This window comes from Weissella thailandensis (assembly GCF_005405465.1).
In the GTDB taxonomy this organism is placed as follows: domain Bacteria; phylum Bacillota; class Bacilli; order Lactobacillales; family Lactobacillaceae; genus Weissella; species Weissella thailandensis.
In genome coordinates this window covers 37,962-52,862 of record NZ_BJEC01000007.1, presented here as the reverse complement: position 1 = coordinate 52,862, position 14,901 = coordinate 37,962, and the positions used below count along the sequence as shown (strand labels likewise).

16 protein-coding genes and 1 other RNA gene are annotated in these 14,901 nt (G+C 40.5%); 3 read left to right on the top strand and 14 right to left on the bottom strand.

The annotated features are described in order from the left end of the window. Positions 1 to 36 precede the first annotated feature (36 nt). The 14 genes from FFM62_RS04315 to abc-f all read right to left on the bottom strand — a co-directional run bounded on the left by FFM62_RS04315 (position 37) and on the right by abc-f (position 10,796). Positions 37 to 780 (bottom strand): acyl-[acyl-carrier-protein] thioesterase, encoded by a 744-nt coding sequence (locus FFM62_RS04315; protein ID WP_115471020.1) that lies wholly within the window; start codon positions 778 to 780, stop codon positions 37 to 39. Then, a complete protein-coding gene (gene rsmI / locus FFM62_RS04310; RefSeq protein WP_115471019.1) occupies positions 780 to 1,658 on the bottom strand; it encodes a 16S rRNA (cytidine(1402)-2'-O)-methyltransferase in 879 nt (292 codons plus the stop codon). The genes FFM62_RS04315 and rsmI overlap by 1 nt, the downstream gene beginning before the upstream one ends. Beyond that, a complete protein-coding gene (gene holB, locus FFM62_RS04305; RefSeq protein ID WP_115471018.1) occupies positions 1,655 to 2,659 on the bottom strand; it encodes a DNA polymerase III subunit delta' in 1,005 nt (334 codons plus the stop codon). Before holB ends, rsmI begins: the two co-directional genes overlap by 4 nt. 9 nt (positions 2,660 to 2,668) lie before the next feature. Further along, positions 2,669 to 2,998, bottom strand: coding sequence for a cyclic di-AMP receptor DarA (darA, locus tag FFM62_RS04300; RefSeq protein ID WP_002828002.1), 330 nt, complete (start codon positions 2,996 to 2,998; stop codon positions 2,669 to 2,671). 14 nt (positions 2,999 to 3,012) lie between these two features. Next, positions 3,013 to 3,657, bottom strand: coding sequence for a dTMP kinase (gene tmk, locus FFM62_RS04295; protein ID WP_115471017.1), 645 nt, complete (start codon positions 3,655 to 3,657; stop codon positions 3,013 to 3,015). Positions 3,658 to 3,791: 134 nt separating this feature from the next. Then, positions 3,792 to 4,055: a YaaL family protein gene (locus tag FFM62_RS04290; protein ID WP_115471016.1), complete on the bottom strand. Its 264-nt coding sequence runs from the start codon at positions 4,053 to 4,055 to the stop codon at positions 3,792 to 3,794. After that, complete coding sequence (recR, locus tag FFM62_RS04285; RefSeq protein ID WP_075270336.1) at positions 4,052 to 4,651, bottom strand: recombination mediator RecR; 600 nt, start codon at positions 4,649 to 4,651, stop codon at positions 4,052 to 4,054. Before recR ends, FFM62_RS04290 begins: the two co-directional genes overlap by 4 nt. A 25-nt stretch (positions 4,652 to 4,676) precedes the next feature. Next, a complete protein-coding gene (locus FFM62_RS04280) occupies positions 4,677 to 4,985 on the bottom strand; it encodes a YbaB/EbfC family nucleoid-associated protein (RefSeq protein WP_075270337.1) in 309 nt (102 codons plus the stop codon). A 24-nt stretch (positions 4,986 to 5,009) separates the two neighbouring features. Continuing rightward, positions 5,010 to 6,770 carry a DNA polymerase III subunit gamma/tau gene (gene dnaX / locus FFM62_RS04275; RefSeq protein ID WP_115471015.1) on the bottom strand — a complete coding sequence of 587 codons (1,761 nt, stop codon included), beginning with the start codon at positions 6,768 to 6,770 and terminating at the stop codon, positions 5,010 to 5,012. 206 nt (positions 6,771 to 6,976) lie between these two features. Beyond that, positions 6,977 to 7,062: signal recognition particle sRNA small type (ffs, locus tag FFM62_RS04270), an RNA gene on the bottom strand. Positions 7,063 to 7,082: 20 nt separating this feature from the next. Then, complete coding sequence (locus tag FFM62_RS04265) at positions 7,083 to 7,610, bottom strand: nucleoside deaminase (RefSeq protein ID WP_115471014.1); 528 nt, start codon at positions 7,608 to 7,610, stop codon at positions 7,083 to 7,085. Then, on the bottom strand, positions 7,588 to 8,205 hold the full coding sequence (locus tag FFM62_RS04260) for a class I SAM-dependent methyltransferase (protein WP_174855240.1): 618 nt from the start codon (positions 8,203 to 8,205) through the stop codon (positions 7,588 to 7,590). The genes FFM62_RS04265 and FFM62_RS04260 overlap by 23 nt, the downstream gene beginning before the upstream one ends. Positions 8,206 to 8,232: 27 nt before the next feature. Next, entirely contained in the window at positions 8,233 to 9,198 is a 966-nt protein-coding gene (locus FFM62_RS04255) for an alpha/beta hydrolase (RefSeq protein WP_115471012.1), read from the bottom strand. Between the two features lie 98 nt (positions 9,199 to 9,296). Beyond that, positions 9,297 to 10,796, bottom strand: coding sequence for a ribosomal protection-like ABC-F family protein (abc-f, locus tag FFM62_RS04250; protein WP_115471059.1), 1,500 nt, complete (start codon positions 10,794 to 10,796; stop codon positions 9,297 to 9,299). Positions 10,797 to 11,123: 327 nt separating this feature from the next. On the opposite strand from abc-f, the gene FFM62_RS04245 reads away from it, so the two are divergent. The 3 genes from FFM62_RS04245 to FFM62_RS04235 all read left to right on the top strand — a co-directional run bounded on the left by FFM62_RS04245 (position 11,124) and on the right by FFM62_RS04235 (position 14,896). Further along, entirely contained in the window at positions 11,124 to 12,929 is a 1,806-nt protein-coding gene (locus FFM62_RS04245) for a M3 family oligoendopeptidase (RefSeq protein ID WP_115471011.1), read from the top strand. Between the two features lie 310 nt (positions 12,930 to 13,239). Further along, positions 13,240 to 14,610 carry a sugar porter family MFS transporter gene (locus FFM62_RS04240; protein WP_115471010.1) on the top strand — a complete coding sequence of 457 codons (1,371 nt, stop codon included), beginning with the start codon at positions 13,240 to 13,242 and terminating at the stop codon, positions 14,608 to 14,610. A gap of 109 nt (positions 14,611 to 14,719) precedes the next feature. After that, on the top strand, positions 14,720 to 14,896 hold the full coding sequence (locus tag FFM62_RS04235; RefSeq protein ID WP_115471009.1) for a PspC domain-containing protein: 177 nt from the start codon (positions 14,720 to 14,722) through the stop codon (positions 14,894 to 14,896). The last annotated feature ends 5 nt before the right edge of the window (positions 14,897 to 14,901 follow it).

Sequence of the window (14,901 nt, the reverse complement as noted above, 5' to 3'; positions counted from 1 at the left end):
AACTCTCCTTATTGTCTTAATTACTTTTAGTTTAGCCTAATTATTGGCTGCCGTCCACTCGATCGTGGCTTCAGCTGAAAGCACATCCCCAAACCAAATCCGGTGCTTTGTGACATTATCAACAAGTTGCACTTCTGATTTAATTTTATTACCAGGTAATACCTCGTGTTCGTACTTAATGTTCATAGCTGTTGGCTCATGACTTGTCAAAAATTCGACTGGTAGGACATCACTCATCCATTCAGCATATTTAGAATTATTCACATGATGATTAGAATCAATATCTAAGTACCGGACCTCATATTCTTGTACATAATCAGTATCACGCGTTTCATCAAAGGGTGTTACTTCAGGATCACGTGGGATTTTACGAACATGTTCTGGCTGATAAGCTTCCGCCATATCCTTTGGAATACGGGCTAACTTTCGCTTATTCATATCAATCATTGAAAATAAACCGTTCATAATCACAAGGTCATTACCATCGGAATCAATTAATCGATACTCACGCTTAGCAAAGAAAGGATTAAATTGCTTGGCTTTAGTCGTTAGTGTAATGGTTTCACCGTCTTTTGGCCGCCGATTAATTGTGACAAGTTGTTGTAATACGATCCATCCCAAACCCTTGGCATGGGTATATTCTGGTCCAATTTCCAAATCAATCGCTTGTTGCGTTGAACTTAAAATTGCCAAATTATAAATCATTGGTAAACTCAATTTACCGGTGACATCTGCTTCATAGTAAACCACATCATGTGGCATACGGAATTCTACAGCCATTATTTATTCTCTCCTTGATATTTTAAATAAAGCGCTTGGCGATCAAGTGACCGTTGCTTCGCAATCTTTTTAATCGCAGCAGTTGGTTTCAAACCACTTGCTACCAACTCTTTAACCGCATCAACCGCTGACAGTTCAGCTAATGGATCTTCGTCTGATGATTCAAGTACGTCGTCATTCCCAGCAACAAGGACCACGAATTCACCACGCACCTCATTGTTGTTTGTCCAAACAACCAATTCTGCGACCGTTCCGCGCAAGAACTCTTCATAACGTTTGGTAAGCTCACGAGCTAATACAACTTGTCGATCAGCACCAAATGCTTTTTCAATAGACTGTAAGGTCTTACCTAGACGGTGAGGCGCCTCATAAAAAATCATTGTTTCCCGATGATTTCTTAGTGTCTCAAGCTCACGCAATTGTTCTTTTGGTTTCCGTGGTAAAAATCCATAGAACATAAATGGCTGTGGTGCCAATCCAGACGCAATCAATGCTGTGATACCCGCACTAGCCCCAGGAATAGGCACGACTGGTACATCAGCTAAAATGGCGGCTTTCACCAATTCATGACCAGGATCTGATATTGACGGCATCCCCGCATCTGACACCTGCGCGATACTCTCCCCTGCTTGAAGACGCACAACTAATTCCGGAATGCGTGTTTCTTTATTGTGTTCGTGAAAAGAGATTTGCTTCGTTGTAATTTCAAACTGATTCAGCAATTGTTGTGTATGTCGCGTATCTTCAGCAGCAATCACATCCACCGCTTGCATGACTTGAATTGAACGGTTGGTCATATCTCCAAGATTCCCAATGGGTGTTGGTACTAGATACAAAGTACCGTCCGTCTGTTTGCCAAAACTCTTCTGTTGTTTCATGATAAACCTGCTAACTTAAATTGACTTTCCAGTATCGTTGCTTCTAATGTTGTTTGGAAATTAATGTTTTTTTCTAAGCGTTGTGGCGCTGCTAATACGATGCTAATAACAGCCAATAACGTTTCTGTTTTAAAGTGCTTGGCATCATTTGCCCATGTATCTGTAAAGCGACTATCCTGCACCCCTGTTTTTAACAATAGTATATCGCGCCAAGCTTGTGCCAACATCATCAATAAGGTTTTATTGTGGGCCGCATCCAATGCCAATGGGACATAAACCGTTTGCACTAAAGTAAAAGCTTGGTCAGAATTCTTTAATATCGTTGATACTAAATCAATCGTTGCCTGAGTAGCATGTTCAAACCAATCGTCAGTCAACCATTCTTCAGCAACAACTGTACTATCCGTTAATGATTGTACCAAGGGTATCTGTTTTGCCGTATAACCCATCGCCAACAATTCTTCTTTAAACTGTTCATCGCTCACCGCTGAAAAATTAATCACTTGTGTTCGTGAAATAATTGTCGGTAAGATTTGCGACCGATTTTCAGCAATCAAAATAGCTGTTTGCCCTTGGGCTGGCTCTTCAATGAACTTCAATAAGCCATTGGCAGCACTAGTCGTCATCGTATCAGCGCCTGCAACAATGAAAATTTTTTGTTGCCCTTCTACAGCAGTTTTTGCAAATTCATCCTTCAAAAAACGTACTTGGTCAACCTTAATACTTTTACCATCGGGCTGTACCTCAATGACATCGGGATGTTCATGTTGCATAATCCGCTGACATTGATCACATGTACCATCCGGTTGTCCATCAGGCGTGACATGTTGACACATCAAGCGCATGGCTAGCCAATCCGCAACTAATTCTTGCCCTCGACCAGCTGGTCCAGTAAATAAAAAAGCGTGAGCAAGTTGTTGACTTGCTAACGCCTTTTGTAGTTGCGCAATCAATTGGGGCTGTAACGCCATAACGCGCGTAATTAATTCTTTGGCGTTCATGAGCACCTCTTAGAAACGGTGGAATTGTTCAACATCTTGAACAAACACCGTCGCACCACCAACCTGAACTTCCATTGGTGTAGCAGCCGTTGATTCCATTGACACATCAAGACTAACTGCTGGTGTCATAAATTGCTTACGTGTATGTGATGTATCATGGATCAAATCCAATACTTCTTGTACGCGGTCATCTTCAATACCAATCATAAAAGTCGTGTTTCCAGAGCGAAGGAAACCACCAGATGTTGCTAGTCGTGTTGCGCGAACATTTGCCTTCACAAACTTGCCACCTAATTTATTAGCATCCTTGTCTTGTACAATTGCGATAATCATCTTCATAATGTGGAAACCTCCTAGTCATGCATACCAAGTATTGGCATCAATGCTGTCCATGTATCTGTTATAACATCAGCCAAGTCTTGCTCGGCATTAATAATTAGAAACCGTTCTGGATATTGCGCAGCCAACTGATGATAAGCATCAGTTACCCGTTGATGAAATGATAGTGCTTCAACATCTAAACGATTGATCTCATCTTGACGGTTTTCCTGAATTCGTTGTAACCCAACTTCAGGACGAATATCTAAGTAAACAGTTGCTGTGGGCATCACGCCTTTGGTGGCAAACTGATTAATCGTTGTCACTGACTCAATCCCCAAATCACGACCACCACCTTGATAGGCAATGGAACTGTCGACGTAACGATCACTGACAACAACCTTGTCAGCTGCTAATGCTGGCAAAACCGTGTCAACTAAATGTTGCCGACGTGACGCTGCATAGAGTAAGGCTTCCGTCCAAGCATCCATGCTGGGCAAATTAGGATCTAAAACCAAGTCACGAATCGCTTCAGCAACTTGGCTATCTTTGCCGCCTGGTTCTCTTGTTAAAACTAACCTGTCACCTAGTAACGGCGTCAACCTTTGCACGATTGCTCGTAACACCGATGTTTTCCCCGCGCCATCAGGACCCTCAAATGTGATAAATGTCCCTGACATGTATTCACCGCTTTCTAATTATTCTATATTTTTTATTATACCAAAAAGAAGCCGATACAAAATAGTTTCGACCCCTTATTTAGTAAATTACTCAAAAAAATGATAATTTTATATACCCTTTGTTATCTTTTACATTACTCAGGATGGACAAATGCAGTTGACCAATGCCCTTTCATACCTCTTTGGCGGGCAGCACGTAGTAAAAAGAAATACTTTTGCTTCGCTTTGGCCGTCTCTGCTTTAATCATCCGTGGGGCAATATCGCTTTCAAACATGGCTGTCTCAGAATTACGTGCTTTTTCATACTCGTATTTCGCATGCTCGATAGCGTCTGACAACCGTTTATCATAGGCTTGTTGGTCAAATTTCGGACGCTTACTATGCAACTTAAATATCACAGCTGTGTCCTCCCTTCAACCGCCTTTATTAATGTAATTTGATCAGCATAATCAATATCACTACCAACTGATAGTCCCGTTGCTAATCGCGATACCTTGATTCCTGCCGGTTTTAGTAACCGCGACAGATACATGGCTGTTGCTTCTCCCTCAGCGTTGGCATTGGTTGCAACAATCACTTCTTGAATCGTTTCGTCTTTTTGCAAGCGGTTAACCAGCGTCTCAATATTGATATCATCTGGTCCCTTACCCTCAAGCGGTGATAATACGCCATGTAAGACATGGTACAAGCCACGATATTCGCCCGTATTTTCAATCGCCATTAAATCTTTCACTTCGGCAACCACTAGTACTTGGCTTTGATCACGACTGTCATCTGAACAAATCACACACGGATCCGTTTCGGTTAAGTTACCACACACCGAGCAGAATTGTAGATCACGCTTTGCAGAAATCAACGATTGCGCAAAACTAGTAACATCTTCCTCTGGCATGTCGATTGTATAAAACGCTAATCGTGTTGCAGTCTTTATGCCAATACCTGGTAATTTTGTATAACTATCAATTAATTTTGCAATCGGCTCTGGATACTGCATACATCCGCCTTCTTTCTACAGCCTTTTAGAACATACCCTTTGGTGCAAATTGTCCCAAACGCTTTTGTGAATCTTGATCAATTTGCTTCAATGCATCATTTACGGCAACAATAACCATGTCTGATAAGCTATCCACATCTTCTGGATCAACAACTTCTTCCTTGATTTGTAGGTCCTTTAATTCACGATCACCGTTAAATGTCGCTAAAACTAAGTCTGATGGTGCATGACCGACATATTCAGTCTTAGCAATGTCAGCTTGCTCATCTTCCATTTGCTTTTGCATCTTCTTAGCTTGCTTCATCATTTGTTGCATATTTTGTCCACCGAACATTTATCATTTCCTCATTTCTTATATTTAATCATCAATTTCTTCGACAATTCCTGCATCAAAAATTGTTTTTGCTTCTGTTACTAGGTTATCTTCTGTCTCATCCGCTTTTTCTTCAACATCAGGATTAACTGCTGGCGTTTGTTGCTTATGCTTTGGCAATTGCGCAACAAACTTTGAACGTAATACCGGCCAACTTTCCGTCGTAATAAAGACTAACTGACGTTCATGCTGTGCTTGTGTTAATTCACGAATTTGTGTAACCATTGTCTGCAATAAATCAGCCTTACGCATCGCATTGACTCGAATGACATCAAAATCAAAGGCCACAACTAGACCATTACTAGATGCTGCGATAGGACGTGCAACGTTCAACATCGCCTGCTCAGGCACTGGCAACATATTAATCATGTCACCCCAAATTGCTGTTACCCGATCTAAATCGCCACGAGTAGCTTCAGACAAAACGCTAAACACTGCCGCTTGGTCTTCACTAACATGTGGTGCAACTCGTGTCTTTTGGCTAGTCATTGGTGCTGGTTCTGGCGCTGGCTGAGAACGTTCCTGATCAATAGCCATCGATTGTGCTGGTTCAGATACTGAACTAGGTGTTGGCTGTTGTGTTGGTTGTTGCTTCGATGACTGACGGTCTGGTTGCACAGCCACAGCAGTGTGATCGACTGTTGGCGAAGCTGACGGAACAGTTTGTTCTTGACCAACCGGTTGACTCAATTTAACAGTCAACACTTCAAGATAAATAGCAGGCCGGTTCGTAAATCGTAATTGTTGCTGTGTATTATTCAGCGTATCAATCATGTTGTACCAGATATTTGCCGATTGCGTTTTTGCTAACTGCGTAAACGTCTCATCCGGTACCAACGTCACCAACTCAGGCGCTTCAGTATACAGCAATAAATCACGCGCATAACTAATCAAATCTTCCACAAAACGATTAGCGTCTTTACCTTCATCCAAAACTTCAGACAACCTTGCTAACCCTTGCTTGGTATTTTGGTTAACGACAGCTTCAACGTACTTACCAAGTAAAGTCTGGGTAACTGATCCAGTGACTAACAAAGCATTTTCCAATGTCACATGACCGTCACCAAACGATAAGGCCTGATCTAAAATAGTTAATGCATCACGCATTCCCCCGTCAGCCGCATTGGCAATCACTTTCAACGCAGCTTCATCATACGTATTGCCACGTTGATCCAGGATATAAACCATCCGTTCATACGCTGATTGTGCGTTGATTCGCTTAAAATCAAAACGTTGCGTACGTGAAATGATAGTTGCCGGGATTTTCTGTGGCTCAGTCGTTGCCAAAATAAAAATAACGTTAGCAGGTGGCTCTTCCAATGTTTTTAACAAGGCATTAAAGGCACCGGTCGACAGCATGTGCACCTCATCGATAATATATACTTTATATTTTGCCTGTGTTGGTGCATAAGTCACATCTTCACGAATTTCACGAATCTCATCGACACCATTATTTGATGCCGCATCCAGTTCAATAATGTCGCCAAGTGTACCATTATCAGCCGCCTGACAAATTTCACAAGTACCATCTGGTTCACCATCCACGGGATGTAAACAATTAATCGCCTTCGCAAAAATCTTGGCCGCTGAGGTTTTACCCGTTCCCCTAGGGCCATTGAACAAATAAGCATGAGTTATTTGTCCAGTAATAATGGCATTTTTTAAAGTCTTGGTCACGATTTCCTGACCAATCATATCGCTAAATTTTTGTGGACGCCATGTCCGATATAACGCCTGATATGCCATGACTTGTGACCCCTTTCTCATCAGCTATTTTTCACTGACCTATTTGGAACTATCATTAATAATGATATCAGAAAAAGCCTTGTGATAACAGTTGACTTTCAGACTTTTGACATGTGTTTATGCTAAAAATTTTTGGAACATAAACAACAAAATTTTAAACAAAAAGAGACCAGAACATTTTTAGTTCCAGTCTCTACTAAATTTCTTAAGAAGTGAAGCACAATACACGGTCTCCTTAGTGCTGCTGCCTTCCGACCCTGACACAATTCGAAGTGCGCATTTGCCCCACGAACTATATTATAGCAAGGAATTTCATTTTTGACCAGTATTTTCTGCAGCCAAACGCCGTGCCCGCTTCTCAGCCTTTTTTCGCTTTCTAACTGCCTTAAAAAATTGTTTTAGTAAGGCGCTCGCTTCATCGGCACGTACACCCGCATGAACACTTACTTGATGATTTAGACGTGTATCACTCAACAATTCATACATTGATGTGACGCCACCAGCTTTAGGATCAGCTGCACCATAATAAACATCTGTAATTCTGGTTTGCTGAATCAAACCTGCGCACATAATACAAGGTTCTAATGTCACAAACAATTGTGCCTCCGGTAATCGCCATGAATGTAACTGCCGGTTAGCTTCTATAATTGCTTGGTATTCAGCATGTTGACTACCGTCCTGCATATGCTCACGCAAATTAAATGCATGACTAACGACCTGACCATCTTGGACAACGATTGCACCAATCGGTACTTCGCCAATAACAGCGGCCTTACGTGCCTCAGCTAATGCAAGGCCCATAAAATAGTTAACTTGATTAGTTGTTAACGGTACCGACATAGCTACTCTCCAAAATATAATATCCTTTGTCTTTGGCAATGGTTTTCACATTCCCAAACAATTCAGCCATTAGCTTTTTGGCAGATGGTGCGCCCTGTTTCTTTTGTAGGACAACCGTCAATGTCCCACCGGTAACCAGGTGGTCCACTGCACCACTAATCATGTCCGTCACAATTTGCTTACCAGCTCGAACTGGTGGGTTAGTCAAAATTGCGGCAAACTTTCCTGATACATGCTCATACCGATCAGATTGTATTGCGGTAATTTGTTGGGCCACCTGATTCTGTTCAGCATTACGGGCCACTAACTCCACGGCACGCTCATTAATTTCAGCAGCCACGAATTCACGATCCGGCATGACCTTCGCCAAACTAATTGCCACTGGTCCATAGCCGGCACCAAGATCTAAAATTTTTCCTGCTGGAATATTTTGATTAAATGCCGTCAACATTGTCCGTGTCCCGTAGTCAACCGTTCCTTTTGAAAAAATACCTGCATCCGTCGTAAATGTTAGTGGATCGTCAAACAACGAAAACGTCCAAGTATGTTCATCATGTGCTGTTGTTGGATTTGCTGTGTAATAGTGTTCAGCCATAATATTCCTTTCTTATTTAATTTTTCTCTATTTAAAGTACTTATTCAAAAACTTCTGCACAGTTGCCTCATACTTTGCTGGATCGGTGCGATACGATTCCACATGCGCAGCGCCTGGTACCAAATATTTTTCTTTTGGCCCATTACTTGCCTCATAGACAGGTTTCATAAACTTCGTTGGTACAAATTTATCATTATCACCATGAATAAAAAGCATTGGTCGCTTGTTTTGTGCCAATAACTTTTCTGCGTCAGCTTCACCATAACTATAACCAGCTAATACTTTTGAATATCCTGAAACAACCGGGATAAGAATATTTGCTAACCAGTCTGGCAGCCCATACATATTGCCAGCTTCATAATGTAACTCATCCGCCACAGATGTATAACCAGAATCCTCAACATAAGCCTGAACCTGTTTTGGCGGGTTCATACCAGACAACATCATGGTGGTTGCGCCACCCATCGATGCACCCATCACAGTAATTTGACTTTGTTTACCATTTTTGGCAATTACTTCGTCAATCCAGCCTTTGTAATCTTTCGCATCAAGATACCCATAACCAATATACTTACCTTCAGACTTACCAGCTGACCGGTTATCAGGCATCAACACATTGTAGCCCATACGATGGAACATCTCACCATATGGTGCCATGGCTTTATGATCGACACCAAATCCATGAATCACAATTACTGTTTTGTTTGTTGCTTGCGTCGCAGGCAAATATGATCCGACTAGCTTTGTGTCATCTTTAGCTTTTAAATGCCATGTTTCGGTATCTGCAGCTAGCCATTTCTGTTGTTGCGGGTACAACGGATTCTTCTTGCTAACCAAACCGCTACCAACAAAATCCTTTTCTGCTCTTACTTCCGCTACGTGAAAGAAATAGCCACCAGCACCCAGGACAGCTGCACCAACGACCACTACCAGTGTCGTTGCGACTGTCCATATTTTTCTTTTACGAGACCATTTTTTATGTTGTTTTACCATTTTTAAATCCTTATCTTATACCTATGAAACTCACTCAAAGTATTATATCACAAGGATTTCGCTGCTTTCTGTATCAGTATATAATTTACAACCTATAATTATTCCCCATGAAGTTTTATCACCTGTGTCGCAACATTATTTAGAAAAGTTTCATCATGCTCAATAATCAGCATCGTTGGTTTTACTAGTTTAATCACCTGCTCTAATTGCTCATGATTAAAAACATCCAAATAGTTCAATGGTTCATCCCAAATAAACAATTCAGCTGGCGTTGCTAGTGATTTAGCCAACTCAACTCGCTTACGTTGTCCCATACTCATATCTTCAATTCGATTTTCAAACACCTGGCGCTCTAATCCTAATTTATGTAGGTTGTTTAGCAATTCTTCATAAACCAAATGATGCTCTTGAGCAAATTCAGGTAACGTCCCATGATTATCCTCATAATTTTGTCGTACATAACTAATCGGTATATTTTGAGCTAAATCAACACTTCCTCTCGCCTGGCCACTAAACGTTCCCAATAAATAATGAATAATTGAGGATTTTCCCGAACCATTTGGTCCTTGCAGTGCAATTCGCTGCCCTTTCTCTAATTGAAAAGAAATCGGTTGAAATAGTGCTTGATTGTCATAACCTAGCTGTAAATTTTCAACTACTAGTAGTCGCCTATGATAGCTCGATTTAACATTCATTATCAGCGAATCAGTTGTTTCGATTTCTTTAAGTAACTGTTCTTTTGTCTCAATCCGTTGTTCCATATGGTTAACCAACGTTTTTGAACGTTTCATTGTCCGTGCAGCTCGTGCACCGATAGCCCCAGTGTCAAAAATCGCGCCACTCCCTTTAACATTCGGCTTGCCATATTTATCTCTTTCACGTCCGCGTGACCATTCTGCTTTTTCAGCAGCTGTTTGCTTTAACCGGCTAATTTCTGATTTTAATTTTTTATTCTGTTCTATTTCATAATTATCTCGAATAGCTTTCTGTTCTTCATAAACAGAAAAATTTCCTTGATACAACATCAGTTGCTGCTTTTCGATAGCAACCACATGGTCAACGACCTCATCAACAAATGATCGATCATGACTCACTAATATAAAGCCCTGATTTTTTGTTTTCAAATACTTTGCTACCTGTTGTCTTGACCGTTGATCTAAATGATTGGTTGGTTCATCAATCAATGGAAAGTGTTGATCATCACTGAAAAGCAACGCTAGTAATGCCTTTGTTTGTTCACCACCCGACAGACTATCAAATGGTCGCCACAAAATATTTGGATCTGCTTGTAATAAATTTAATTCTTTCTCTATCCGCCAGCTCTCAATATCATTCTGTTCAGTCAGAACAAAATAAGTCAGTTGCGTGCGATTTTTGATTGGTTGTGGAAAATAATTGAAAGCTGTTTGATGAATGATACTTCCCTGATAAGGGTATGCACCCATGATCAACTTTAGTAACGTTGTTTTACCACGACCATTACGACCAATCACAGCCAATTTCCAATTTGTGTCAATGATTAAATTGGTTTGATCAAACAACAACTGAGTTTGATTACCAAAACCAAAAGTTAACTTTTTTAATTCAATTGTGCTCATATTGTTACCCCATTTAAATAAATCAGGTAGTAAAAATAACATAGCGCGCACAAAAAAGCCGCCCATGAAGTCACCATACCACCTGAAAATGCCGACACTACCCCATTAAATATGGGATTCGTCGTTTTGCAATTTTAATCTGGTATTAATTCTTCAATGGACAGCCCTCACTTTTCGTATATATGAGCTATAGATTAGCATACGTATCATGTAGAGTTAAAATATAACCCCGTACCAACACAATCAGTAACTCTTTATCCTTCATATACTCATCCCCCTATTTATGCTAAAATAATTAAAATAATATGAGATTAACGGAGAGATAAAATGACATATTCATTAAACTGGGATTTAGATCCTATCTACCCTGGTGGTATCGAATCACCTGAATTTGCAGATAAACTATTACTACTAGCACATCAAATCACTGATTTAAAAAATAATGTTGCTGCTTATGATGTCAAAGAAGACGATGATTTTTCAGGCTTTGCTAAGCTCGTTGATGACAACCAAGTTATCTTTTCCGGCCTACGCACAGCTGCTTTGTTCGTCAATGCTTTATCAGCAGCTGACTATACAAACCCTGCTTATCGTCCTTACCAAACAAAAGTTTCTGAGTTGGATGTTGCCTACCAGGCTGCATTAAATGCATTTGCCAAGTTACTAACAACATTCTCAGACACAGAATTTAAACAAGCTGTCGCTGAAGAAAGTGTCGCACCCGTTGCTTTTTATCTGAATGAATTACGCTCACAAGCTGACCGTTTATTAGATGATCAGATCGAAGAATTATTGAATACCTTGAAACTCGATGGTCTTAAGGCTTGGTCAGAGCACTACGATACCATCAGTGCTGGCTTGACCATGACTTACACTGATGAAAATGGTGAACAACAAGAATTGTCTGCTGGTCAAGCTTTGAACAGAATTGATGATTATCCTGACGATGATACACGTGCCGAACTCATGCACCAATATGAACAAATGTGGGGAAGCGCTGAGAACTTGGCTGCCGATACCCTCAACCATTTGGCAGGTGCTCGTTTAACAGAACAAAAAGCACATGGCTACAAGGATTTTCTTGAGGAACCACTTGAATTAAATCGTATGTCTCGTGAAACCTTGGAGACGATGTGGCAAGTTGTTGATGATAACAAAGATATGTTTAAAGCTTACTTTGAACGTAAAGCAGAATTATTGGGATTAGAAAAAATCGGGTGGCAAGACCAATCAGCACCCATTACAAAATTAGGTGACTATGAACCAACAACCATGACTTATGACGAAGCCGCTGACTTTATCATTAAGAACTTTGGCAAGTACTCTCCTAAAATGGCCGCCTTTGCGCAACATGCGTTTGAAAACCAATGGATTGAAGCTGAAAACCGTCAAGGTAAAACCCCTGGTGCTTGGATGGAAAGTGTTCCTGACATTCGTGAGTCTCGTATCATTACTACCTTTACCGGTTCTGTCAATGATTCGGCAACAATTGCTCACGAAGTCGGTCATGGCTTCCACACCTCTGTATTAACTGATTTGCCTGTTTGGCGCGATTCTTATGCGATGAATGTTGCTGAAACCGCATCAACCTTTGCTGAAATGTTAATTGCTGATGCCAATGTGCAAAATGCCAAGTCAGATGCCGAAAAAGTCGTTTTGCTTAACGCAAAGATGGATAATCCCATTGCGATGTTCTTAAACATCCGCACGCGTTTCTTGTTCGAAAAGAGTTTCTACGAAGAACGTGAAGGTGGTTTTGTGCCGGCTTCACGATTAAACGAATTAATGGATGATGCACAAAAGCAAGCCTTTGGTGGTATTTTGGATGAACGTCACCCACACTTCTGGGCATCTAAGTTACACTTCTATATTGATGATGTCCCATTCTACAACTTCCCATATACCTTTGGTTACCTATTCAGCCAAGGAATATATGCCTGGGCACAAACCCAAGATAATTTTGAAGAAGCTTATATCTCACTATTACGTGATACAGCAAATATGACGACCGAAGAATTAGCTAAGAAGCACCTCGGTGTTGACCTAACAAAGCCAGACTTCTGGCAAGCTGGTGCTGATTTAGTGAAAAAAGATATCGACGAGTTCCTGCGCCTGTCAGAACAATTTGTTTAATCAGAGTGTGACAAAAGATGCTTTGAAGCCGGTGTGTAACGTTGTGCCAATCACAAATTTAGAAAGCTTTTAACTAGTCGAAGAGACTCGGGTATTTTTACCAAAATCTCTTCGACTTTTTTCATTTACACTTTCATATCTGCACCACATATTTTTAATTTTCATTTAAGTTTCGTGTTATTACACTAATAAGTAGAAATTGTTAACTCCTGACAAGTATTGTCAGACTTTCATCACTTGTTTAATACTTCATAACAATGGTTTATGTAATTATTTATTGAATGAATTTTTGAAAGGAAGTGTTTTAATTTTGCATAAAGAGAAATCTGGTCCGAAAAAGAATAATCCGTTTTTGAGTTATACCTCATATGTGATTGCTTTGGGTGGTTTTCTATTTGGTTACGATACTGGGGTGATTAATGGGGCATTAACCTTCATTAATCGGCCTGATCAATTAGGGGCCTCACCAACTCTGCAAGGCTTAATTTCTAGTGCCCTTGTACTTGGTTGTATGTTTGGTGCATTAGCCAACACAACGCTTGCTGATAAGCTCGGACGTAAACGATTATTACAGTGGGTGGCCGCTATCTTTACGGTAGCAACCCTCGCTTGTGCTTTGTCCGTTAATGCATGGATGCTGATTATCTCTCGATTTATCCTCGGTTTATCTGTCGGTTGCGCATCCAGTTTATCGCCATTGTATCTAAATGAAGTTTCTCCAGAAACGTTAGAAGCTCAGAATGTTAACAAAAATGCCATTGGTATTGTTCTTGGACAATTAGCCGCCTTTACTGTCAATGCCATTCTAGGAACTATTTGGCCTGATTGGCATCCAATTTGGCGAATCATGATGTTAGCAGCCGCCATCCCCGCAATTTTGCTCTGGATAGCGTCGTCAAAAATACCAAACAGTCCATTTTGGTATTTGTTACAACAAAAGCGTGACCATGCTCGTCGTATTTTCAAAGAACTTGGGTTCTCAAAGACCGATATTCATGAAAATGTCATTGAAGCAAAAGAATCAGTAAAACAGGGTGATAAATTCGACTGGCATCTGATTTTTTCATCAAAATCTGCCCTTTACTTACTAGGTGCTGGTATTACGATTGGGTTTATTCAACAAGCATCTGGTATTAACACTGTCATGTACTACGGTTCTGTCATTCTTGAAAAAGTTGGTCTAGGATCTGGTGGTTCATTGTACGGAAACGTGCTAATTGGTGTCGTTTCTTCATTAGCCATTTTTGTTGGTAAACCAGTTGTAGAGCGTTTGTTACCCTACCGTTTATTAACTATTGGACTAATCGCCAACGTGTTTAGTTTAGGCCTATTGAGCTGGGTCATGAAAACATCGCCACTAGCAACATCAATGAATAATATATTAGTATTAATTATATTGTCATTCTTTTTGGCTACTCAGCAAGGTTTAATCAGTCCAACAACTTGGTTGCTATTATCTGAAATGTTCCCACAGCAATTAAAGACAACTTTCAATGCCATTGGTACAGCCATGACTTGGTTGACAAACTTCGTCATCAGCTTGATTTTCCCAATGCTGATTGCGGCACAAGGAACAGCTGGTGTCTTTATCATATTCACTTTTGCAAATCTAGGCTGCATTTTCTTAGCAACGTTATTTGCAAATTCACGATTGGTTAAACGTGCTGCTGCAAAATTTTAAAATAAACACTACTTAATCTAGTAAAAAGCCCATAGGTAAGAGTCAAATCACCCTATTTCTAGCATATTACGTTATACTTAGGGAAAGGCTTCACAAGGAGGGAATACAAATGAATCTATATCGTTCAAAAAATCATCGTATTTTTGCTGGTGTTATTGGCGGAATAGCTGAGCGTTTCGGTTGGAGCGTTGCTTTGCTTCGTTTGATTTGGGTTCTATTGACCCTGACACCGGTACCTGGGCTGATTATTTATCTTGTTCTTTGGATGGTTCTACCCGAAAGATAAGACTA